This is a genomic window from Streptomyces sp. PsTaAH-124 (assembly GCF_000373685.1).
GTDB classification, from domain to species: Bacteria; Actinomycetota; Actinomycetes; order Streptomycetales; family Streptomycetaceae; genus Streptomyces; species Streptomyces andamanensis.
Genome location: NZ_KB892167.1, coordinates 157,895 through 178,569, shown reverse-complemented (window position 1 = coordinate 178,569; position 20,675 = coordinate 157,895). Strand labels below are relative to the sequence as shown.

The 20,675-nt window shown below is 74.2% G+C and carries 14 protein-coding genes; 8 read left to right on the top strand and 6 right to left on the bottom strand.

Annotated features, from left to right (window positions below; genetic code table 11):
* Positions 1 to 145 precede the first annotated feature (145 nt).
* The 3 genes from B086_RS0114615 to B086_RS44575 are packed head-to-tail and all read left to right on the top strand — an operon-like array spanning position 146 to position 6,268.
* Positions 146 to 775 (top strand): hypothetical protein, encoded by a 630-nt coding sequence (locus B086_RS0114615; RefSeq protein WP_037895508.1) that lies wholly within the window; start codon positions 146 to 148, stop codon positions 773 to 775.
* Positions 768 to 6,098, top strand: a complete 5,331-nt coding sequence (locus B086_RS0114610) for a hypothetical protein (RefSeq protein WP_018567161.1) — start codon at positions 768 to 770, stop codon at positions 6,096 to 6,098. Before B086_RS0114615 ends, B086_RS0114610 begins: the two co-directional genes overlap by 8 nt.
* Positions 6,095 to 6,268, top strand: a complete 174-nt coding sequence (locus B086_RS44575) for a hypothetical protein (protein WP_018567160.1) — start codon at positions 6,095 to 6,097, stop codon at positions 6,266 to 6,268. The genes B086_RS0114610 and B086_RS44575 overlap by 4 nt, the downstream gene beginning before the upstream one ends.
* Before the next feature lie 52 nt (positions 6,269 to 6,320).
* On the opposite strand, the gene B086_RS0114600 is transcribed toward B086_RS44575, so the two are convergent.
* From B086_RS0114600 to B086_RS0114585, 4 genes are all read right to left on the bottom strand, one after another.
* Positions 6,321 to 6,905, bottom strand: coding sequence for a hypothetical protein (locus tag B086_RS0114600; protein ID WP_158690388.1), 585 nt, complete (start codon positions 6,903 to 6,905; stop codon positions 6,321 to 6,323).
* A gap of 97 nt (positions 6,906 to 7,002) precedes the next feature.
* On the bottom strand, positions 7,003 to 7,371 hold the full coding sequence (locus B086_RS40000) for a DUF7144 family membrane protein (RefSeq protein ID WP_018567158.1): 369 nt from the start codon (positions 7,369 to 7,371) through the stop codon (positions 7,003 to 7,005).
* A gap of 322 nt (positions 7,372 to 7,693) precedes the next feature.
* Positions 7,694 to 9,784, bottom strand: a complete 2,091-nt coding sequence (locus B086_RS0114590) for a restriction endonuclease (protein WP_051115833.1) — start codon at positions 9,782 to 9,784, stop codon at positions 7,694 to 7,696.
* 171 nt (positions 9,785 to 9,955) lie between these two features.
* Positions 9,956 to 11,164 carry a membrane protein gene (locus B086_RS0114585; RefSeq protein ID WP_018567156.1) on the bottom strand — a complete coding sequence of 403 codons (1,209 nt, stop codon included), beginning with the start codon at positions 11,162 to 11,164 and terminating at the stop codon, positions 9,956 to 9,958.
* Positions 11,165 to 11,246: 82 nt separating this feature from the next.
* Between B086_RS0114585 and B086_RS0114580 the strand changes: the two genes are divergently transcribed.
* From B086_RS0114580 to B086_RS0114570, 3 genes are all read left to right on the top strand, one after another.
* Entirely contained in the window at positions 11,247 to 12,275 is a 1,029-nt protein-coding gene (locus tag B086_RS0114580; protein ID WP_018567155.1) for an ArsR/SmtB family transcription factor, read from the top strand.
* Between the two features lie 10 nt (positions 12,276 to 12,285).
* A complete protein-coding gene (locus tag B086_RS0114575) occupies positions 12,286 to 12,807 on the top strand; it encodes a glutathione peroxidase (protein WP_018567154.1) in 522 nt (173 codons plus the stop codon).
* Positions 12,808 to 12,873: 66 nt separating this feature from the next.
* A complete protein-coding gene (locus tag B086_RS0114570) occupies positions 12,874 to 13,776 on the top strand; it encodes a MerR family transcriptional regulator (protein WP_420712549.1) in 903 nt (300 codons plus the stop codon).
* Between the two features lie 139 nt (positions 13,777 to 13,915).
* Here the strand turns inward: B086_RS0114570 and B086_RS0114565 are convergent, their stop codons facing one another.
* Both B086_RS0114565 and B086_RS0114560 read right to left on the bottom strand, forming a co-directional pair.
* Positions 13,916 to 15,820, bottom strand: a complete 1,905-nt coding sequence (locus B086_RS0114565) for a hypothetical protein (protein WP_026252427.1) — start codon at positions 15,818 to 15,820, stop codon at positions 13,916 to 13,918.
* A gap of 168 nt (positions 15,821 to 15,988) precedes the next feature.
* Positions 15,989 to 18,028 carry a hypothetical protein gene (locus B086_RS0114560; protein WP_018567151.1) on the bottom strand — a complete coding sequence of 680 codons (2,040 nt, stop codon included), beginning with the start codon at positions 18,026 to 18,028 and terminating at the stop codon, positions 15,989 to 15,991.
* 499 nt (positions 18,029 to 18,527) lie between these two features.
* On the opposite strand from B086_RS0114560, the gene B086_RS0114555 reads away from it, so the two are divergent.
* Both B086_RS0114555 and B086_RS0114550 read left to right on the top strand, forming a co-directional pair.
* A complete protein-coding gene (locus B086_RS0114555; RefSeq protein ID WP_026252425.1) occupies positions 18,528 to 19,289 on the top strand; it encodes a GOLPH3/VPS74 family protein in 762 nt (253 codons plus the stop codon).
* 418 nt (positions 19,290 to 19,707) lie between these two features.
* Positions 19,708 to 20,565: a helix-turn-helix domain-containing protein gene (locus tag B086_RS0114550; RefSeq protein ID WP_018567149.1), complete on the top strand. Its 858-nt coding sequence runs from the start codon at positions 19,708 to 19,710 to the stop codon at positions 20,563 to 20,565.
* Positions 20,566 to 20,675: the final 110 nt, after the last annotated feature.

Sequence of the window (20,675 nt, the reverse complement as noted above, 5' to 3'; positions counted from 1 at the left end):
GGCCACCGCGGCCGCTCCCCACGTACTTGTCACTGACGCCCGTCGTGAGGGCGCCGACCGTCATCCTGGAGCAAGAGAGGTACCCATGGAACGGGACGAGAACCGGTACACGGGGGAAGGGGAGACCGTCCGGGCGGGAGGAGACATGGAGGAGCCGGCCCGTGCGGTACCCCGGCGGCTCCTGGCGTTCCTCTCCGGCCTCGCGGCACTGACGCCACAGGGCCAGGAGATCGCGCTGGGCACACTGGGACCCGGTTCGCGACTGGTGCTGGAGGCGTTGCGGCTGGTGGAGCCGGGTGAGCGGGGCTCGCTGACCGACCTGGGCCGCCGGCTGTCCGAGTCGCTCGCCGGCGGCGCCCCGTCCGACGCGGGGGCCAGGGTCGTACCGCTGGCTCCCCGGCTGCGCCGGATCGCCCGGGTCACGGCGGTCTCCGACTTCGGTACGGCCGCCGCCTCGACCATGGAGCGCCACCGGACGGCGGTGGCGGGGGTCGAGCTGGGCGAGCGCGTGCCGCGGCGCCGCGGGGTCTACTCCCTCTCGCCGCAGTGGGACGTGCCGTTCCCGCCGGAGGCGGTCACCGTCGAGGTCGTGCGGACCACGGGCGGCCTCAGGGTCGCCCAGCGGTCCGGGGCGGAGACCGTCGTGGTGGCCGAGACCATGGAGCCGCTGCCGCGCGGCAACGGACGGCCGCTCCTGCTGGCCAACCCGGAGGACAAACCGCCGTCGGACCTGCTGCCGGAACTGCTGCGGCTGAGCGACGAGTCCGATGGCTGAGGCCCTGCCGCCGCCGGAGCGGTACTCGCAGCGCTGGTATCTGGTGCTGGCCGTCCAGGAGGAGCTGCTGGCCCTGGACGAACTGCTGCACACCTTCACCCTGGCGGAGCCGGGGAGGGCCGACGGTGACGGCGGGAGCGAGGAGGAACGCCACGAGAGGTGGGACCGGGAGCTCGAACCACTGGTGAAGGCCGTCGACCGGGTGATGGACTCCGTGGAGAACCTGGCCGACGAGGAACTGGGCGGGCGGACCGGGCCCGGCCGGCTGACCGGGGTCCCCGACTGGCTCGGCCCGGGGGGCGGGCGCGCCGGGGGCGGACCGCGGGCGGGGCTGCGGCTGCTGGAGGATCTGCTGGACTCCGCCGCTCCGAGGTGGCGGTACTGGCGGGAAGCGCTGGAGTGGCGGGTCGAGGAGCTGCGCGCCTCCTGGGAGACGGCCGCACCGGACCCGGGTCCGCCTGCGGGGGCACCGGCCCCGGCCGGACACACGGCCACCGTGGCGCTCCCCGGCGCCCGGACACCCGCCGACACCGGCGCCGCCCGCCCGGCGCCCTGCATCAGCGTGGTCTTTCCGGTGGTCGACGCCGTGACGGGGCACGGATTCCTGGTGGAGGTACGGCTGCGCCCCCGGGAGCGGGCCGACGCGTCCGGCTGGGTGCCCGAGGAGCAGCGGCTCACGCCGAAATTCCGGCGGGGTCTGCTGGCCGGGCACCGGGCCGGGCTCGAACTGGCACGGCGGGCAGGGGTGGCGGGCCCGGCACTGGAGGAATGGCGGGCCGTCACCCTGGAGGTGCGCGGTGTGCCCGAGCGCTACGAGCTGGACGACACCTCGGCGGGTATCGGCACGGCCGCCGCCGTGGCCGGGCATCTGCTGGGGCTGCCGGTCCCGGCAGCCCTGGTGTCCGGCGCGATCCTGGACGACGGCACCGTCACCGACCTGCCGTCCCGGGAGCAGTTCGCCGCCAAGGAGGCCGCGGCCCGCGACCACGGTCTGGGCCTGCTGCCGCTGTCCTCCGGGACGGCTCTGGCGGAGGTGTGCCACCGGCTGTGGCCGCGCGAGTGGCAGCCGGTGCTGGAGTCGACGGCCGAGACGGCGCTCACGGCGCTGGGCCACAAGGTGTGCCTGATCGAGGAGGTCGGCACCGACAGCACCGTGGACGGGCACCGGTTCGCGCTGACGCCGAGCCCCGTCGTCGAGAGCATCTGCCGGCGGCTGGAAGCGGGGGCACCGGCCGTCGTGGTCGGCGGCCCGCGGTCCTCGACCCGGACGACGTCGGTGCGGCGGGCGGCACTGGCCTGGCGGAAGAGGTACGGCACACCGGTGATCGAGCTGCGGCCGAGCGCCGGCGCGCTGCCGGACGCGGCGGAGCTGCGCGACGCGATCACGCTGGCCCGCTACGCCACCCGCGTCCCGCTCGGTTCCCCGGCTCTCGTCGTGCTGGAGGACCTCCTCTCGCACCAGGACGCCACCGACCTGGAGACGGTCCTGCCGAGGGCGGCGGCCGAGACATGCTCGACGGTGATCGCGGTCTGCCTCTACAGCGGTGGTTCACGCTGGCGCGCGCACACGGTGGCGACCGTCCCGGTGGTCGTCAACCAGCAGTGGGCCCGGCAGTTCAGCAAGGAGTTCGTCGAGCTGAACGGGCTGGCCGAGCCGGACGACGTCCGGGTCGAGGTGGTCCGGCGGGCCGCCGCCCTGGACATCTGGCTGCTGGTCCATCTGCTGATGGACCTCCGTCCGGCGGCCGCGGGGGGCCACGGGGGATCCGGGCTGGCCCTGGCCGCCACCGCCACGCTGCCCCGCCCGACGGCCGAGGTCCCGGCCGGGGCCGCCCCCGCCGCCACGGCCGCCGGTCCGGTCCCGCCCGCGGCGGAAGCGCCGGAGATACGGAAGCGCCAGGAGGCGAAGGAGTCCGAGACGATCCGGCGGGCCTTCGTGCACCGCGCCCGCGCCGGGACCACGGGGACGGAACTCGCCCTCATCCAGGCGGTCGCCGCCAGCAGCCTGCTGCGGGTCGGTGTGCCGCAGCAGATGCTGACCGGGGTCTCCCCCGCCGTCCTGCGGCGGGCGGGCGCCTGGCGCGACCGGACGAAACGCTGGTACATCGGGCGGACGTCGGTCTGCCAGGCGCTGCTGGCGACGGAGGAAGCCGTCACCGACGACACCGGCCGGGAGTGGCGCAGGACGGCCGACGCGCAGTACGAGGCGCTGGCGCCGCTGCTGCGGGCCGCGGCGAGCGCCCCGTCGCCGAAGGCCGTCCAGTTCGCGACCGCGCTGCTGTCGGCGGCCGACAGCGCGGGCCACGGCCTGCGCAACCGGCTGCTGCTCCTGGTCACCCCCATGCTGACCGCCATCGGCCCCGACGCGCCGCCCGTGCTGCTCGCCCACGCGGTACTGGCGGACCTGGAGCACGAGGACCAGGTCGGGCTGGTGAAGAAGCTGCTGCGGGCGGTCCTGGCGGGCGGCTGGCACACGCTGACGGGCCGCCAGGCCACGACGTGCCTGTCCGCGATCCGCAGGCGCCGGGAGCTGGCCGTACGCCACTTCCCGTCGCTCTACCGGGACGTACTGGAGCGGATCGGCCACGACATGGCGCCGGTGCTGGCGCGCAGCGACCCGGCGCAGGGGGTGCTGCTGGTGCATGTCCTGGGCTCCTACTGGGAGAAGGCCACCGCGGCACAGGTCTTCCCGCTGGCGGTGAAGGCCACCACGCAGTGCGACCCGTCGCTGGTCGAGCACTACCACGCGGCCGTCGATCTCGTGGACGCCGCGCTGAAGTTCCGGGGCAACCGGCGGTCGGACCTGCTGAAGGAGTTCACCCGCGCTCCCGGCATCAGGCGCCTGCTGGCGGCCGACCACCGGCGCGACGCCGGTCTGGTCCTGGCGCAGGCGGCGCTGATGCTGATGCTGGGCCAGTGGCCGGAGCACCCGGGGGCGCCGCACGAGCGGATGGCCGGCCTGGTCTCCTCGGCTCTGCCGCACTCGTCGTTGGACAGCGTGACGCGGGGGCTGGCCCTCATCGGCCGGGTGGGGGTGTGGGACGGCCGGCAGATCGTGCGCTCCTCGTCGATCGTCTCGTGGCTCAAGAGCCGGGTCCTGCGGATCGGGGCGCCGCCGGTGACCCCGTGGCAGACGGCGCAGCTGGTCCAGGAACTGGGCCGGATCGACGCGCCGACGTGCGTGCGCGTGCTCTACGCCCCGGACGGTGTGACGCCCGATCCGGAGGTGGTGGAGATGCTCGTGGACCGGGTCCTGGCCATGGGCGATCTGAAGGGGGTCGGCCATGTGATCAGCGCGCTCACGCCCGTCGACCGGTTCTGGGGGCCCGGCGACCACGGGATCTGCGCGGTGCTGTGCACCCGGCTGGGACCCTTCATCGGGTTCGCGCTGGAGACGGAGGAGCGCGGCAGTGTCGTCCTCAGGCTGATGTCGGCGCTGGTGGGCGCGGACGTCCCTCCGCAGGCCCTGGCGCCGCTGCTGGAGCGGTGCGTGGAGCGGGTGGCGGTGGACGCGGACGCGAGCGAGAAGGACCACGCACCGCGGCTGGCCCTGCTGCTGGGCGGACACCCGGTGGTCGGCCAGGAGTTCATGGAGCGGCTCGCGCCCCGGATCGAGGACGAGCTGCTGCTGCGGCGGGCGACCCGGGCCGGTTCGGCGGAGACCAGGGCGCTCTACCTGGACCTGACGCGGCTCCTGGGCCGCACCCTGGACCGCGGCTTCGCCGAGGAGTTCGTGGGCGAGGACGGACTCGACACGGCCCTGCGGGAGCTGGGCAGCCAGAACGTGACCTTCGCGCTGAAGGTGGTCCGCTCCTTCGGGCTGGCGCTGCGGGACGCCGGTGCGGTGGTGGACCACGGCAGCATGCTGCGCTTCGTCGAGCCGGAACCCTCGGTGTGGGCGCTGCGGCTGAAGGGGACGACCAGCCCGGAGAACCTGGTGGAGGCCCTGCACCTGCTGCGGAAACTGGACGCGGGCTTCGCCCGTGCGTGCCTGCGCGAACTGGACCGGCTGCACCGTCCCGAGACCACGTTCGGCACCGAACTGCCGCTCCCCGCACCGGTGTCCGCGTCACCAGCCGCGCCAGCCGCGCCGGAGCGGCCGATCCCGGCGGCGCCCACGCCCAGCCGCGTCGCCGCGCTGGCCCGGCGCTCGGAGGACCGGCGGGCCGCGGCCGATCGCCGGCTGGCGGGCGTCCTTCGGCTGGCCGAGCGCCGGTTCACCGACGCCGACCAGGCCGTACGGATCGTGCACGCCGTACGGTCGATCGACGAGGAGGGCGGATGCGCGGTGGCGGCCGCGCTGTCCGCGGGAGCCCGTTGGAGCAACCGGGTACGGGCCCTGCTGGACACCGACTCGCCCGTCGAACTCGGCAATCTGCTGCGCATGATGGCCGGCGCGGGGGTCGATCTGCCGGAGCGGGTGCTCAAGGAACTGTTCCGGCAGTGGCTGCCCCACGCGACGGAGTTCCGTTCCCCCGCGGCGGCGCAGAGCATGATCCGGGGCCTGGCCGCCTGGCAGCCGGAGGATCCGGTGATGGCACACCAATGGGCGCGGCGCCTCGCTCTGTCCAGCATCGGCCGACGGCTGGGCCGCGGGCTGCCGAGGGACATGGGCATGGCAGGGCCGCTCCTGGAGTCCCTGGACGTGTGGGGGCCGCCCGGTTCGGCCGAGCGGCTGGCGGCGGCGCTCCCGAAGGACGCCGCGGCGGACTCGCTGGCCGGGTCGGTGCATCTGCTGGCCGCGCTGGAACGGGTGGCCCCGCGCACCGCCCGCGAACACGCGGCGGCGGTGGGCACGCTGGTCGTCGAGCGGGCGTCGATGAGGTACGTACGCGATCCGGAGTCGCACTGGCGGGACATCGGCTGGCTGATCCGCCGCGCCGTCCGGCTGGCCGGACCGCGGACGGTCCCGGCGTCGGTGATCCTTCCGCTGGTGCGGCGGGGCTGCCGCCGCCCCGAGGTCGTCGCCTGGGTCACCGGCTGTCTGGGCCTGCCGGTGGACGACGCCGACTGGGCCCCTGCCGGGGTCCCACCGGCCGGCTGGGCCCGGGTGGCCCGGCTGCTGATCCGCTCCGACCTCGGCCGGCTCGGCCCCGGCGTGGAGGCGGAACTCCACGAGATCATGGAGTCCGCCTCCCCGCGCTGGCTGACCGCCCTCGTGTGCGGAGCGCGGCGCGACCCGGTGCTGGACCGGGCTCTGTCCGACTCCGTTCTGCGGTTCCTGCGCGACCTCGGCCAGTGGTACGTCGACGGCGGGCAGCCCCAGGGGGCCGAACTGATGCATGAGGTACGGCGGTTGCGGCCCGCCCTCGGAACGGAGTGAGCAGCCGTCGCCGTACCGCCCTCACGGCACACCGGCCGACCGGAGGCCCGGGTGCGGAACCGGCAGGGATCGCCGCCGAGCTGAACAAGACGCTGCGGGACGGGCCGGTTCCGCGGGCCACCGTCCATCTGGTGCACCTGCGCGCCGGACAGCTCGTCGGCAGTACGTAACTACAGCGAGTGGAACGAGCGCCGGGGCGCGGGCCCGTCCCGCACCCCGGCGTCACGTCCACAGCAGGTCCGCCACGGCACGGAGCCTCGCGCGCCAGGTGAGGCTCCGTAGCGCCGCCATACGGGAAGGGAGCGGGTCCGGGTGCGGGTGCAGCCATGCGTACCGGCGGCTCGTGCCCGCGATGTCGCCGCTGCACGCGGCGGCCGCCAGGCCGGCCGGCGGTACGCCGAGTGTCGCCAGGAGGACCGGAAGTATGCCGCCCTCCGCGCTGACCACGACCTCACCGAGGAACAGCGATCCGGCGACGGCGGCCGCCAGGAGCCCGCGAGGCCACGTGCGGGAGGTCAGCCGGGCGGGGGCGAACGCCAGCACCGTGCCGAGCAGCAGCCCCAGCACCACGCCCACCGCCAGGCTGCCACCCACGAGGGCCGCTTCGAGGAAGAGGGCCTCGGACGCCTTCCGCCAGGAACCCCGTACGGCCACCACCGCCACGCCCGCTGTCATCACGGTGACCCAGCAGAGCGCGCACACCCCGCCGACGGCCAGCCCGAACCGCAGGCCCCGCCTCGTCACCGCCCCGCGCCGTGAGGCGGGGACGAGGCGGAGTTCAGGGGGCTCGTACGGGCTGCCGCTCATGGTCGTGCAAGTGTTCAGCGATCGGCGGGCGCCGGTCAAGCGGTTCCCCGCGGGCGGGCGCCCGGCCCGTGCCTCCGCTCTCGCCGCGTCGTACACCTCACAGGGCGCGTGGGGTGCGGTGGGCGGTCAGGGCCCAGATCACCCAGGCGTCCAGGCCGATGGAGATCAGGGCCCACAGGGGCTGGTAGGGCAGCCAGAGGAAGTTGGCGATGAGGCTGAGGCAGGCCATGAAGACGCCGAGGACGCGGGCCCAGAGGGCGTCGGTGAGGAGGCCGAGGCCGGTGATCACGGCGATCAGGCCGACGACGACCAGGACCCAGCCCCAGGCCGTCAGGTTGAAGCGGTAGACGTAGTCGCCGATGCGCGTGTAGATGGTGTCGGACGCGATGGACGAGATGCCCTTGAGGATGTCCAGCAGGCCGCCCACCAGGAGCACCACCCCGGCGAAGACCGTCCCGCCGGCCACCCACGCGCTCGGCCGGCCCTCCCCGGCGCCGCCACCGGCGCCTCCCCCTGCGGTGCCCGCCGTCCCCGCCGTCCCCGCCGTCCCCGCCGTCCCCGCCGTCCCCGCCGGGCCCGCGGGGGAGCCGGGGGCGGCGGTGCGGTCCTGGGGGCGGTGGTGGCCCGGCTCACGGCCAGGAGTCGCCGGCTGCTCCGTCATGGTGTCGCCCTCCTGCGGTCGGATGCGTCCACCGTGGGCGGCGGCGGGGCGCTCCACCAGCGGGGGACCGCCAGGCGGGTGAACGGCGGGAGCCGCGCCCGTGCGGTGCGCGTCCGGACCCGGCCGCCTACTCGACCTCGATGCCGTGGTCCTCGACCAGCTGGACCAGACCGCCCGGATAGCCCTTGCCGCCGAGGACGAAGTCCCAGTCGCCGTTGGCGCGGCGGCGGAAGGAGCCCAGGACGAGGGCCGTCTCGCCGGGGCGGCCGTCGGAGACGTCCAGGACGCCCAGCTCGGTCAGGGCCGGGTCCAGGAGGCGGATGCGGGCGTCGGTGAAGCCGGTGAGGTCGGCGTGCGGATCGGCCTCCGGGTCGATGGCGGCGACCAGGACGAGCCGGTCGGAACGGGCCGGGAGGGCGTCGAAGGAGACCCTGATGGCCGCCTTGTCCGGGGGTGCGGCGGCGAGCGCGCCGACGGAGCCGTCGGGGGTGCTCGGGTTGTTGTAGAAGACGAAGTGGTCGTCGTCGAGGACCCGGTTGCCGGTGCAGACCAGGGCGCACACGTCCAGGGCGACGTCGCCGGACCAGGACATGCCGAGGACGTTGTAGTCGTCGGTGGGCGCGGCGGGGGCGCCGGGCGCGGGCGCGGGTGCGGCGGCCGGAGGCGCCGGGTCCGGGGTCCGGCGCGGGTCGCCGAGCCTGCCGCGCAGGCCGTGCCGGTGCAGCAGGTCGACGAGTTCGGTGCCGGAGACCAGCTCCAGCGGCTTGCCGCCCGCGAAGGTGTGCGAGCCGGGGCCGAACTTCGACGTGGTCACCAGGACGCCCTTGTTGGCGCCGGTGTCCTGGACGGTGCCGTACAGGTCGCGTACGGCCGTGGGCGGCACGGTGTTGCGGTACCGCTTCACCTGGACGACTATCTTGCCGCCACGGATCGGCGCGGGGTCCAGCGCGTCGACGTCCACGCCGCCGTCGCCCGAGCGCTGGGTCGTCACGGCCTGCATGCCCATGGCGCGGAACAACTCGGCGACCAGGGACTCGAATACGAGCGGGTCCATCGTGTAGAGGTCGGGTTCGTCGTCGCCGTCGCCGCCGTGGGTGACGACCCGGTCGCCGATGTCCTCCGGCCGTCTGCCCGGCCGTACGGCGGTGAGCTGGTCGGGCCGGGAGGTCAGCTGGCCCCGGAGCGCGTCGGTCAGGCAGCTGACCGGGTCCACCTGGGCCAGGTGCAGCCCGCCGAACACCGGGCGCGGGGCCATGACGGTGGCGAGCGGGATGTGGCCCTGGCGTCCGGTGGCCGGGTCGTGGGCGTCCACGAAGCCGTTCAGCGCCACCGACTCCAGCGCGCCGAACTCGCTGTCCGCCGCGAAGAGTTCGTGCAGCACCAGCAGCATGCACTGGGCGACGGTCTCCCGGTACAGCGTCCGGCACTGGGTCGCGGGCCGGGCGGTCTCCTTGTCCTCGTCGCTCGCGGCGACGTAGCGGACGGACCTGACCGCGGGGACGATGTCGTAGCCGGGCAGCTCCCAGTCCAGTACGAGCTGGCCCGCCGGTGCGTCGTACGCCGCCGAGAGCTGCCGGGGGAAGCCCTCGGGCCAGGCGGTGGAGGCGTACAGCGCGGCGGAGAAGTACTCGACCACGGAGCGCGGGTCGCGCCGCCGCACCCCCTGGGTCACCTCGGTGATCCCGGCGTTGTGACGGCGCACCTCGGACAGCTGGGCGGCGGCCCACTGGTCGTACTCGCGCCGGTACGCCTCCAGTTGCTCCACCCGGCGGGCCTCGGCGGACTGGGCCGCGTACCAGTCCTGCTCGAAGCGGGCGCGGGCGTCGGCCTCGGCCTGGGCGCGGCGGCCCGCCGTCCAGCCGCCCTGCGCCTGGTACTGGTGGGGCTGCGGCGGCATGGTGACGGGCTGGGCGAGCGGTCCCGGGGCGAAGGGCTGCACGTCCTCGGCGCGCAGCAGCGCGGCGGCGGTGAAGGCGGGTGCCAGGCAGCCCTCGGCGAGCAGGCCCTGCAACGCGGCGACCTGCGCGTCCAGTTCGTCGGTGCGCCGCCGGGCCTCCGCCTGCCGGTACTGGCGGTGGTCCTGGGCCGCCCGCCGCTGGTACGCCTGCGCCTGCCGGGCCTGGTCCCTGCGGCGCCGGTCGTCGGCCTCGCGCTGGCGCTGCTGCTGCCGCTGCGCCTCGGCCCAGACCCCGACCAAACCCGTAGAGCGACGACTCATGCTCGAAGGCCCCCTCCCCAGGACACCGCGCGCGGCCAAGCACCACCGGTCACCCCCACGACCGGCCCATCAGGCGACTCTATCCCGCGGGGCCGGGCGGCGGCCCACCCCTGTATATCCGGGTTCGTGCAAGCGGGCCGCAAGGGGGCTCGCGGGGCGGGGAGTTGGCGGTCAGGGCGCGGGGGCCGGGCGGGGGCGCCCGTCCGCCTGTGCCGGGGTGCGCCGGGCGGCCGCCGCCAGGGCCAGGGTCACCGCGGCGGACGCCGCCGCCATGGCCGTCGTCGCGCCCGCCGGTGAGGTGAACTGGGCCACCGAGCCCGCCAGCGCCGCGCTGATGCCCTGGAGGGTCAGCATGCCCGCCGAGTGCAGGCCGAGGGCGTGGCCGCTGAGCGCGGCCGGGGTCAGGGCCATCAGCCGTTCCTGCTGGACCAGGTTGGCGGCGAACCCGGCGGAGGCGAGCGCGGCGAGGGCGGCGGCCACCGGCAGCGGCGGGCGCAGCGCGAAGAGCAGATAGGGCGCGGCCAGGAGCAGCAGCAGCGGTGTGGCCGCGCGGCGGCGCACGGCGGGCGGCAGCAGCCGGCCGACCGTGGCGTCCCCGGCCAGCATGCCCAGCGCCGCGCAGGCGAAGAGCGGCCCGGCCGCGTCGGGGGCGTAGGAGACGTACAGCGACTCGCAGCCGACGACGAGGCCGTTGGGCAGCCACAGGCCCAGGTAGGTCAGGCGGCGCGGACGGTCGGACCACAGCAGGGCGTTGGTGCGCCAGGTCGCCGCGACGGAGGGGCGGCCGGTGGCGCGGGGCGGGCGCCTGCTCAGGCCGAGGCGGACGACGGCGCACGCGAGCGCGTACAGGACGGCGGCCAGCAGCAGCGAGTAGCGCGGGGACAGCACGGCGACCAGGGCGCCGCCCACCGCGTACCCGACGATCTGGAGGAGGCCGCCCATCATGTTGAACAGCGACCGCCCCAGCAGATAGCCGGTGTCGCCGCCGGGCACCAGGATCTCGTTCAGCAGGCCCCAGCGGACCCCGCCGCCGAGCGAGGCGACCAGCCCCTGGACGAGGACGACGGCGAAGAGCGCGCCGAGCGGCAGTCCGGGCAGCGCGAGCACGGCCGTGGTGGCGGCGAAGGCGAGCGTCACACCGGTCAGGGCCGAGCGCGGGGCCAGCCGGTCGGAGCCGGACAGCAGCAGCGTCGCGCCCAGCACCTGGGCGAGCGAGGGGCCGAACATGCTGACCGCCGACAGCAGCGGCGACCCGGTGGCCCGGTACACGAGGGTGCCCAGGGCCAGTCCGCTCATCGTCTGGGCGGCGGTCTGGGCCGCGGTGGACAGGAACAGCGGGGTGAACTCAGGGGTGCGGAACAGATCCTGGTAGCTGCGCATGCGCCGGAGTCTGGGGCGGTGCGGCGGCGGCCGGTACTGTTTCGCGCGGGTGCGAAACGTCACGGGGAGGGCGGTCGGTTCCGTGGGCTGGTGGCAGGTCAACGCCGACACGCTCGCCGGGAGCCGGTTCCTCATCTCGCCGCTGGCCGAGACGTTCGCGAGCCTGATCCTGCTGCACAAGGGCGCGGCCGGGCACGCGGGCGGCCATCCGGGCGAGCGGGACTGGCTGCGCGGCCACCTGCCCGGCTACCGCGCGCTGCTGGCCGGGGACCCGGTCACCGCCGCGCTGGTACGGGCCGGTCTCGGCCGGGAGTGGATCGCCGACTTCCTCACGCCCACGCCCCGCGACGGGGAGTCCTTCGCCGAGGAGGTGGCGCGGGTGCGGGCCACCGGCCCGGCCGCCGCCCGCGCGCACCTGCGGACCGCGCTCGCCGGGCCCGTACCGGAGCTGCTGGAGCGGGACGACCTGCCCGAGCGGGCGGCGCGGCTGCTGGAGTACGTCTGGACGGAGACCGTACGGCCCACCTGGGAGCGGCGGCGGCGGATCCTCCAGGCCGATGTGGCGGCGCGGACCGCGCAGGCCGGCCGGGGCGGCTGGGCGGCGGTGCTGGACGGGCTGCGGCCGGGGACGCGGTGGCTGGGCGGGAGCCGCTTCCAGGTCAATCTGCACGAGTACCCGCCGCGGGAGATCTCCGGCGCCCAGCTCCTCTTCGTGCCCGTCACCCCGTACTGCGGCTGGGTGTCCTGGGAGGAGTCCGGGCTGCGGTACGCCGTCGTCTACCCCTGCACGGGTGTGCTGGCCGGTGCGGACGAGCGGCGGACGGCCGTGCCCGCCGCCCTCGGCGCGCTGCTGGGCGCCTCCCGGGCGCAGGTGCTCGTCCTGCTCGGCTCGCCGCTGAGCACGACCCAGCTGACCGCCGTGACCGGGCAGGCGCTGGGCTCCGTCGGCCGCCATCTGCGGGTGCTGCTGGACGCGGGGCTGGCCCAGCGGCACCGGGCGGGCCGGTCGGTCCTGTACACGCGCACGGCGGCGGGCCAGGTGCTCGTGGAGGCGGCTTCGGGCAGGAGCGGGGCGGGGCCGGGCGGGCCGGGTTCCGGGGGCAGGGCCTAGCATCCGACGCATGACCACTTCAGACAGCAACGGCGCCCTCTCCCCCACCTCTCCGCTCGGTGTGGGGATCGGCGCGCTCCAGGGCGGGGACGCGGACCTCGCGCAGTACGCGGGACGCGTGGTCCTCGTCGTGAACGTGGCGTCCAAGTGCGGGCTCACCCCGCAGTACGCCGGACTCGAGAAGCTCCACGAGCGGTACGCGGAGCAGGGCTTCACCGTGCTCGGGGTGCCCTGCAACCAGTTCATGGGGCAGGAGCCGGGCAGCGCCGACGAGATCGCCGCGTTCTGCTCGGCGACGTACGGCGTCACCTTCCCGATGACCGAGAAGGCCGAGGTCAACGGGGACGGACGGCATCCGCTGTACGAGCGGCTGACGGGTTTCGCCGACGCCGAGGGGCACAGCGGGGACATCCGCTGGAACTTCGAGAAGTTCCTCGTCGGCCGGGACGGCGAGGTCGTCGCCCGGTTCTCCCCGCAGACCGAGCCGGACGCGCCCGAGCTGGTCGCGGCCGTCGAGGCGCGGCTCGGCTGAGCCCCCTTTGACCTTGCCCCTGGGGCAGGGGGCAGCGTCCTCGGCACCGGGCGGACAGGCCGCCCGGTGACGGAGGATGGCACGGTGGACGGGCAAGCCGGGCGAGCCGGGGAAGAAGAGGAACTGCTCACCATCGGCGCGTTCGCCGCGCGGGCCCGGCTGTCGGCCAAGGCGCTGCGGCTGTACGACCGCCTGGGGCTGCTGGTACCGGCGCAGGTCGACGAGGCCAGCGGCTACCGCTACTACCGCGCGTCGCAGACGGAGCGGGCCCGGCTGGTGGCGCTGCTGCGGCGGCTGGACATGCCGCTGGCGCGGGTGGCCGAGGTGCTCGCGGCGGCCGAGCTGGACGGGCCCGGCGCGGCCGGGCTGCTCAGCGCGTACTGGGCGGACGTCGAGCGCCGGGTGGCCGGGCAGCGGACCCTCGCCGACTACCTCCGTGGACGGCTGTCCGGGAGGAGCGAGGACATGTACGGGAAGTTCGCGGTCGAGACGGTCGAGGTGCCCGCGCAGGTGGTGGTCACCGAGACCCGGCACACGCTGGCGGGTGAGCTGCCCGCGTGGATCGGGGCGTCGCTGGGCCGGCTGGAGGAAGCGGCGCGGGAGTGCGGCGGGGTGGCGGGACCGCCGTTCGTCGTCTATCACGCCGAGGTGTCCATGGAGAGCGACGGACCCGCCGAGTGCTGCGTCCCGGTCGCCGACGAGCGGGCCGCGCGCGCCTGGGCCGAGGCGCGGGGGCGGTCCTGGGACACGGCGGTGCGCGTCGAGCCCGTACGGCGGCTGGCGTACACCCGGATCACCAAGGCACAGGTCGCCCACCCGCAGATCCAGGCCGCCTTCGACGCCGTGGGGCGGTGGATCACCGGTCAGGGGCTGACGCCTGCCGGGCCCTGCCGCGAGGTGTACTTCGCCGACTGGGAGGCGGCCGGGCCCGAGGACCCGGTGTGCGACGTGGCCTTTCCGGTGAGGTGAGGTGAGGTGAGGTGATCCGGTGAGGTGAGCGCCGGGCCGCCGGGACCGCCGGGCCGCGGTCAGCGGCGCGGCGGTCAGCGGCGCGGCGGTCAGCGGCGCGGCCGTCAGCGGGTCCGGACGCGGCGCGCCGGGGTCCGGCTCACTTGCCGGGCTTCAGCTCGTCCGGGCACGGGGTGCCGCGCGGCAGGCGGTAGGGCGCCGCGAGGTGGTAGGTGCCCGTCTTCGGGGCGAGCAGGCTCGTCCACCTGTCGCCCCTGGCGTCCTGCGGGGTCTCCGCCAGACAGCCGTTGACGTTGTCGAACGTCTTCGGCGTGCCCTCGGTCCGGTGCTTGGACGCCTCGGTCTCCTGGGGCGCCTTGAGGCTCTTGCCGTGCTCGTCGACCAGGCTCAGCCAGGGCGAGTACGGGATGCGGATGAGGACCCGGCCGGGCTCGCGCACCTCGATGGTCAGCTCGCCCTGCTCGGCCCGGTCGACGACGGCGTGGGGCTCGGCGAGCGGCTTGGGGTCGGTGACCTTGAACAGCTGCCAGTTGGCGTCGCCCCAGACCTGGCTGAGGTAGGGCATGCCGCGCTGCACGAGCGCCCGCTCGCGCTGCCCGCCGTCGCCGTCCGGCTCGCCCTTGGGCAGCACCACGTAGTGCACCGCCCAGCGCTGGAGCCAGTCGTGGTAGTTGGCCGAGTTGAGCGTGTCGTCGTAGAAGAGCGGGTTGCGCTCCATGTCGGCCTGGCGGTTCCAGCCGCGGGCGAGGTTGACGTACGGCGCCAGCGCGGACGCCTCGCGGTGCGAGCTGGCCGGGACGACCTCGACCCGGCCCTTCTGCGCACCGGCCTTCTGCAACTGGTTGACCAGCGGGGCCAGCTCGCGCGACCAGGAGGCGGCGGGCGCGGTGTGCACGATGTCGTCCACCGACTTGAAGCCGATCCAGACGACGAAGCCGGTCAGCGCCAGCACGGTCGCGTACCACTTGCGCGAGCGCGGCACCGTGAACGGCAGCGCCGCCACCAGCGCCACCCCGGCGAACAGCATCGCCAGGCGGGTGATGTTGGAGCCGATCTGGGAGCTGATCACCCAGACCCCGACCACCGACAGGGCGTACACCCAGGAGGTGATCCGGACCGTCGTCCACTCCCGGGGGACGAGGACGGCCGCGAGGACGGCGTACAGCAGCGGCAGGGACGCCGAGCCGAAGCCCATCGGCTGGGTGCCGGAGAAGGGGAAGAGCAGCGCGGAGACGGCCACCACCACGGCCGGAGCCAGCCCGAGCGCCCAGGCACCGGGGCGGCGCTTCTGGAGGAAGAGGGCGACCGCCACCAGGCCCACGAACAGGCCCGCCACCGGCGAGCCCATGGTGGCGAGCGCGGCCAGCGGCGCCGCGACCAGGGCCTTCGCCCAGCGCTTGCGGCGCCAGCGGTGCGGCCAGCAGAAGACGGCGGCGACCGCGCCCAGCGCGAACATCGTGCCCAGACCGAAGGTCACCCGGCCCGACAGCGCGTTGCACAGCAGTCCGAACACCCCGGCCAGCGCCGCCCACAGCGGGTTTCTGACCACGCGGCTGCGCAGGAGTATCAAGGTGAGCAGGCCCGCGGAGACCGTGCCCGCGATCATCATCGTCGTACGGACGCCGAGCAGGGACATCAGATACGGCGACACCATGCTGTAGGAGACCGCGTGCATCCCGCCGTACCAGGCGAGGTTGTACGCCGAGTCCGGGTGGCGGCCGACGAACTCGGCCCACGCGTCCTGCGCGGCGAGGTCGCCGCCGCTGTTGGCGAAGGCGAAGAACCAGATGACGTGCAGCACACCGGCCAGCGCGGTGATCGAGAGGACGGGATGCCGGAGCATCCGCTCACGCAGCGCCAGGACGGCACCGCGGGCACGCGGCCACCGGGCCGCCCAGGCGAGTTCGTCACCACCGGCCCGCGCCGTGTCACCGTCCGCCCGCGTCCGGTCGCGCTCCGTGTCAGGGATGCGCGAACCTATTCGCGGGCCTGCTCCCGGGCCCGGATCGGCGTCGTCGGCGCGTGTCGGCTCCGCTGTGGCCACCTGAAGGCACTCCCCGTGTCCCGTCCTCTGTTCGCGGCCTCGTCCCACGACCGGTGACGTGCCCGATTCGTGACGCTAGCACGCACCCCGCCGGGGAGCGCCCCGGGTGGGGCTCCCCGACGGGGTGCGCGGACCGCTGGTGCGGGCCCGGGGCCGGGCCCGCACCGGTCAGCTGATCCGGGTCAGCCTGGCCAGGAAGTCCGGCTCGCCGAGGTCCTGGCTGAGGGCGACCGGCACCTTGATCGCGCCGCCCGCGCCGCCCTCGCCCACGGTGAGCGTGCCGACCTTGGTCCCGGCCTTCGCCGAGTGGGGCACCTGGTCGGCGGCGAAGGACAGCTTCACCTGCGAACCGGCCCAGCCGACCGCGGTGACGTCCTCGGTGACGACGACGGGGGTGTGGCCGCCGAGCTTGTCGTCCACGTACCCGACGACGTCGCCCTTCTTGAGGATCTTCGCGGAGGTCAGGGCCTCCTTGGCGGCTTCGAGGGCGGTCTTGCTGACGGCGTTGGCGGTGCCGAGGATCGGGTTCTTGTGCTGGCCCAGGATCGCGCCGACGACGGTGACCGTCTCGCCGCCGACCTTCTTGCGGGCGGCGAAGAGCAGATTGCCGCCGGCCGCGGTGGTGCTGCCCGTCTTGATGCCGATCGCGCCCATCCGGTACGGCAGCTCGTTCCAGTTGGGCCAGTTCTTGCCGGACGGGTCCGTCCAGCTGGCCGCGCTGGTGATGGCCACCAGCGCCGGGTTCTGCACGACCTGGTTGCCGAGCTTCACCTGGTCCTCGGCGGTGGAGACGGTCGTCTCCTTCAGACCGGAGGGGTCGGTGTACGTCGTGTGGGTCATCCCCAGTTCCTTGGCGGTGTCGTTCATCTTCTTGACGAACGCCGCCTCGGAACCCGCGTCCCAGCGCGCCAGCAGCCGCGCGATGTTGTTCGCGGACGGGATCATGACGGCGGACAGCGCCTGCTTCTCGGTGAGGCTCTGGCCGGCCTTGACCGTGTTGAGCGTGGACTCACCGCCCTTGTCGTAGCCGCCCTCCTTCTCGGCCGTCGGGTCGATCTGGATCTTCGGGCCCTCCTGGCCCACCTTGAGCGGGTGGTCGCGCAGGATGATGTACGACGTCATGGTCTTGGCGACCGACCCGATGGCCACCGGCTTCTGGGCGCCGAACTGCCCCATCGCGCCGACGCCCTGCACGTCCATCCAGCCCTGGCCCTCGTCCGGCCACGGCAGGGACAGCTTGCCGCCGTCGAAGGCGTAGGTGTCCTTCGCGGTGAGGGCGAGGGCGGGCGCCGGCAGCGGGCGCAGAGCCTGTACGACCGCAAAGACGACCAGGAGCAGCAGGACCAGCGGGGTCCAGATCTTCACCCGGCGCATCGTCGTGCGCAGCGGGGTCTCCGGCGGCGGCGGAGTGTTCGTCAGCTCCGCGAGCAGGTCCAGCGGGGGCTTGGGCGGCAGCGGCTGCTGGGTGGTCCGCTCGAAGCCGGGCCGGGCCGCGGGCGTGGTGCGCGCGGGCGGCGCGGTGGGCTCCGCCTTCGGCGTGGCCGGGGCGGCGGACTCCGGCTTCGGGGCGTCCAGGGGCTTGAGCGCGACGAACTTGCTGGTGCGCTCGGCCTCGGACTCCGCGGGCTTGGGGGCGGGCTTGGTGCCGCCCTTGCCCTCGCCGCCCTCGCCGGGCTTCGGGGCGGCCTTCGCGCCGTCCTTCGCCGCGTCCTTCGCCGCGCCGCCCAGCTTCAGCATGGTGGTGGGCTGGTCGACGGCGGGCCTGGGCTTCTTGAAGACAGCGGTGGGCCGGTCGACTGCGGGTTCGGCCTCGGTTTCGGCTTCTGCTTCGGCCTCAGAGCGGTCGGTGTCGGCGTCGGCCTTCGGGGCCTCGGGCTCCGGAGTCCCGGTCTCGGGGGCCTTGGGCTCGGAAACCTTGGGCTCTGCGGTCTTCGCCTTCGCCTTCGCCTCGGGCTCGGGGTCGTCGGCCGTCCCGGCGTCCGCCTTCGCGGCCGTCCCGGCGTCCGGCTCGGGCTTCTCGGCGTCCTCGGCGTCCCGGGCTTCCTCCGCCGCCGGTTCCTCGGACTGCTCGGCGTCCTCGGCGACGCCGCTCCCGCCGCCGCCCTCGCCCGCCTCCGGCGCTTCCGCCGGATCGTCCTCCGCCTCCGGCTCCGGCTTCGGCTCCGTCACCACGTCCCGCACCGAGAGCACCCGCGTGGCCGTGTCCACGCCACCGCGACTCCCCGACGTACCGGACGTACCCGACGTGCCGGACGCTTCACCGGCCGCCGCCCCGGACGCACCGGACTCCCCGCTCAGCGCGAGGCGCGGATCGCGGGGATCCCGCGTCTCGCTCCTGGCCCCGGGAACCGGGCCCGCGCTCCCCGACGTCGGTTCTGCCGACGACTCGCGCTGCTTCGACCTGTCGGGGGACTCGCCCGCCACCGATGCCTCCTCATGTGCCGCACGCCCCGCGTGCCGCTACCGAACCGTGAACCGCCACCCGCACACAGCCGTACCGGCCGGCCGTACCAGCGGAGGTACGACCGCCTGTACCACCCGGTCGTACCGCTGTCCGAACCATGTACCAGTGTCCTGTGTGCGGACCAAACCCACGGGGAAGACGAGAACGACATACCTACTGGTTCCACTACGAAGCGGTCACGCACTCTCGACAGACCAATGTGAGAGGGGTCACCCTGTCGTACATCCACGCGGGGAGGCATGGATGGGCAGGAGCCGCAGAACACTTCCGGAGGAGCTTCTGCTGCTGGCACTGGACCCGACCACGGGTACCACTGCGCAGCCGCAGTCGCTCGACCTGGGTCTGGCCGGGGCACAGCTAGTGGAGCTGGCGCTGGCCGGACGGATAGCCCCAGACGGGGATCGTATCGCCGTGGTGGTGCCACGGCCGACAGGAGATCCGACACTGGACTGCGCGTTGGAGTTGCTGCGGAGGCGCGGCGCTCCGGTACGGGCCGTCCACTGGATCGGCGGGCCGCGTCTCGGGCTCCGCCAGACCTATCTCTCGCATCTGGAGCGGTGCGGCATGGTGCATGCCGTGGCCGGCCAGATGTGCGGGGTGCTGCCGACGACTCGCTACCAGGCGACGGACAACGCGATCAGCCGGGAGATCAGGGCCCGGCTCGACTCCGCGATCCGCACCGGCGTACCGCCGGACCCGCGGACCGCGGCGCTCGCGGCGCTGGCCCACGCGGTCGGCCTCGGCAAGCACCTGTATCCGGGCAACGAGGGGCGTTCGTCCCGGTCCCGGCTGCGCGATCTGATCCGGCACGACCCCATGGGGGGTCTCGTCGCACACGCCGTGATGGACGTGCAGAACGGCGCGGCGGCCCAGCCCCGCCGCGGCCAGGCACCGGTCGGCCGGCAGGCCACCGCGGGCGGCAGGCCCGCTCCGGAACCGGCCCGCGGCGTTCCGATGCAGCCGCAGCACGGCGCCGGGGCCATGATGCGCGCGGTGGCGCACTGATCCGCCGCGGCGGCGCGGCAGCCGCTCCACGGCGAAGGCACCGCGGCGCACCGTAGAAGCACCGCACCGTAGAAGCACCGCACCGCAGAAACACCGCACCACCGCACCACGGAAGCACGACACCATCGCACCCACGCGCACGCCGTACAGGTCGTACGACCGTACGGGCCGCGCACGCCGCACACGCCGCAGCGCAGTCCCCAGACCCGGTTCGGGAGCCGCTGGTCCGGGCGGGGTGGCGGAACCCGGGGGTCCACCCCGGGGTTCCGGCGCCCCGCCCGGCCGCTCACCAGGGCCCCCGAACCGGCTTGCGGACGCCGCATATCCGGCGTTTCCCAGCGGAGGCAAGCCGCTTGGTGGCAATCTGCTCAGCAGCAGATACGCAAAGTAGAGGCATGCAGCCGGAGGTGCGCGTCCCGTGGCGTCCAATGTCAATCCCACCGTCAGGCGGCGCCGGCTGGGCCAGGAGCTGCGCAGGCTCCGTGAGCTCAAGGGCATGACGGCGGAAGAAGTGGCGGAACGACTGCTCGTGTCGCAGTCGAAGATCAGCCGTCTGGAGAACGGCCGGCGCAGCATCAGCCAGCGCGACGTCCGCGATCTGTGCGGGGTCTACGAGGTCGAGGACCACCGGATCGTCGACTCGCTGATGCAGATGGCCAAGGACTCGCGCCAGCAGGGCTGGTGGCACTCCTTCGGTGACATCCCGTACAGCGTGTACATCGGTCTGGAGACCGACGCGGCGAGTCTGCGGGTGTACGACCCGCAGGTGGTCCCGGGGCTGCTCCAGACCCGTCAGTACGCAGAGGCGCTGATCGCCGGCGCGCTGCCGGAGACGACGCCCGCGGACATCGAGAAGCGCGTCCAGGTACGGATGCGCAGACAGGAGCGCATCGCGGCCGCCGAGAACCCGCTGCGGCTGTGGACGGTCCTGGACGAGGCCGCGCTGCGCCGGGTCGTCGGCGGTCCGGCGCTGATGCGGGAGCAGTTGGAGCACCTGGTCGAGCAGTCGCAGCTGCCGCACGTGACCGTGCAGGTGATCCCCTTCGGGATGGGCGCGCATCCGGGCCTGAACGGCCAGTACGCCATCCTGGAGTTCCCGGACACGGCGGACTCCAGCGTGGTCTACATCGAGGGCGTGACCAGCGACCTGTATCTGGAGAAGGCCAACGACGTGCAGAAGTACAGCGTGATGTACGAGCACCTGCGCGCGCAGGCCCTCAACGTGGAGCAGTCGCGGGAGTTCATCGAGAAGGCCGCGAAGGACTACGCACGCTGAGAGGCGGGCACGGTACACCGTCAACAGCCGTAGACGGAAGAGCTGTTGGAATATGCCATCCGGTCGAGTGAACGGCGGCTTCACCCAACGAGCCCGGCGAGTAGCGTCGA

What these genes read in the sequence shown, in the direction of transcription:
- B086_RS0114610 (WP_018567161.1), top strand. Translation starts at nt 768, where the DNA reads ATGGCTGAGGCCCTGCCGCCGCCGGAGCGGTACTCGCAGCGCTGGTAT.
- B086_RS0114555 (WP_026252425.1), top strand. Translation starts at nt 18,528, where the DNA reads ATGGGCAGGAGCCGCAGAACACTTCCGGAGGAGCTTCTGCTGCTGGCA.
- B086_RS0114585 (WP_018567156.1), bottom strand. Translation starts at nt 11,164, where the DNA reads ATGCGCAGCTACCAGGATCTGTTCCGCACCCCTGAGTTCACCCCGCTG.
- B086_RS0114590 (WP_051115833.1), bottom strand. Translation starts at nt 9,784, where the DNA reads ATGAGTCGTCGCTCTACGGGTTTGGTCGGGGTCTGGGCCGAGGCGCAG.
- B086_RS0114615 (WP_037895508.1), top strand. Translation starts at nt 146, where the DNA reads ATGGAGGAGCCGGCCCGTGCGGTACCCCGGCGGCTCCTGGCGTTCCTC.
- B086_RS0114600 (WP_158690388.1), bottom strand. Translation starts at nt 6,905, where the DNA reads ATGAGCGGCAGCCCGTACGAGCCCCCTGAACTCCGCCTCGTCCCCGCC.
- B086_RS0114575 (WP_018567154.1), top strand. Translation starts at nt 12,286, where the DNA reads ATGACCACTTCAGACAGCAACGGCGCCCTCTCCCCCACCTCTCCGCTC.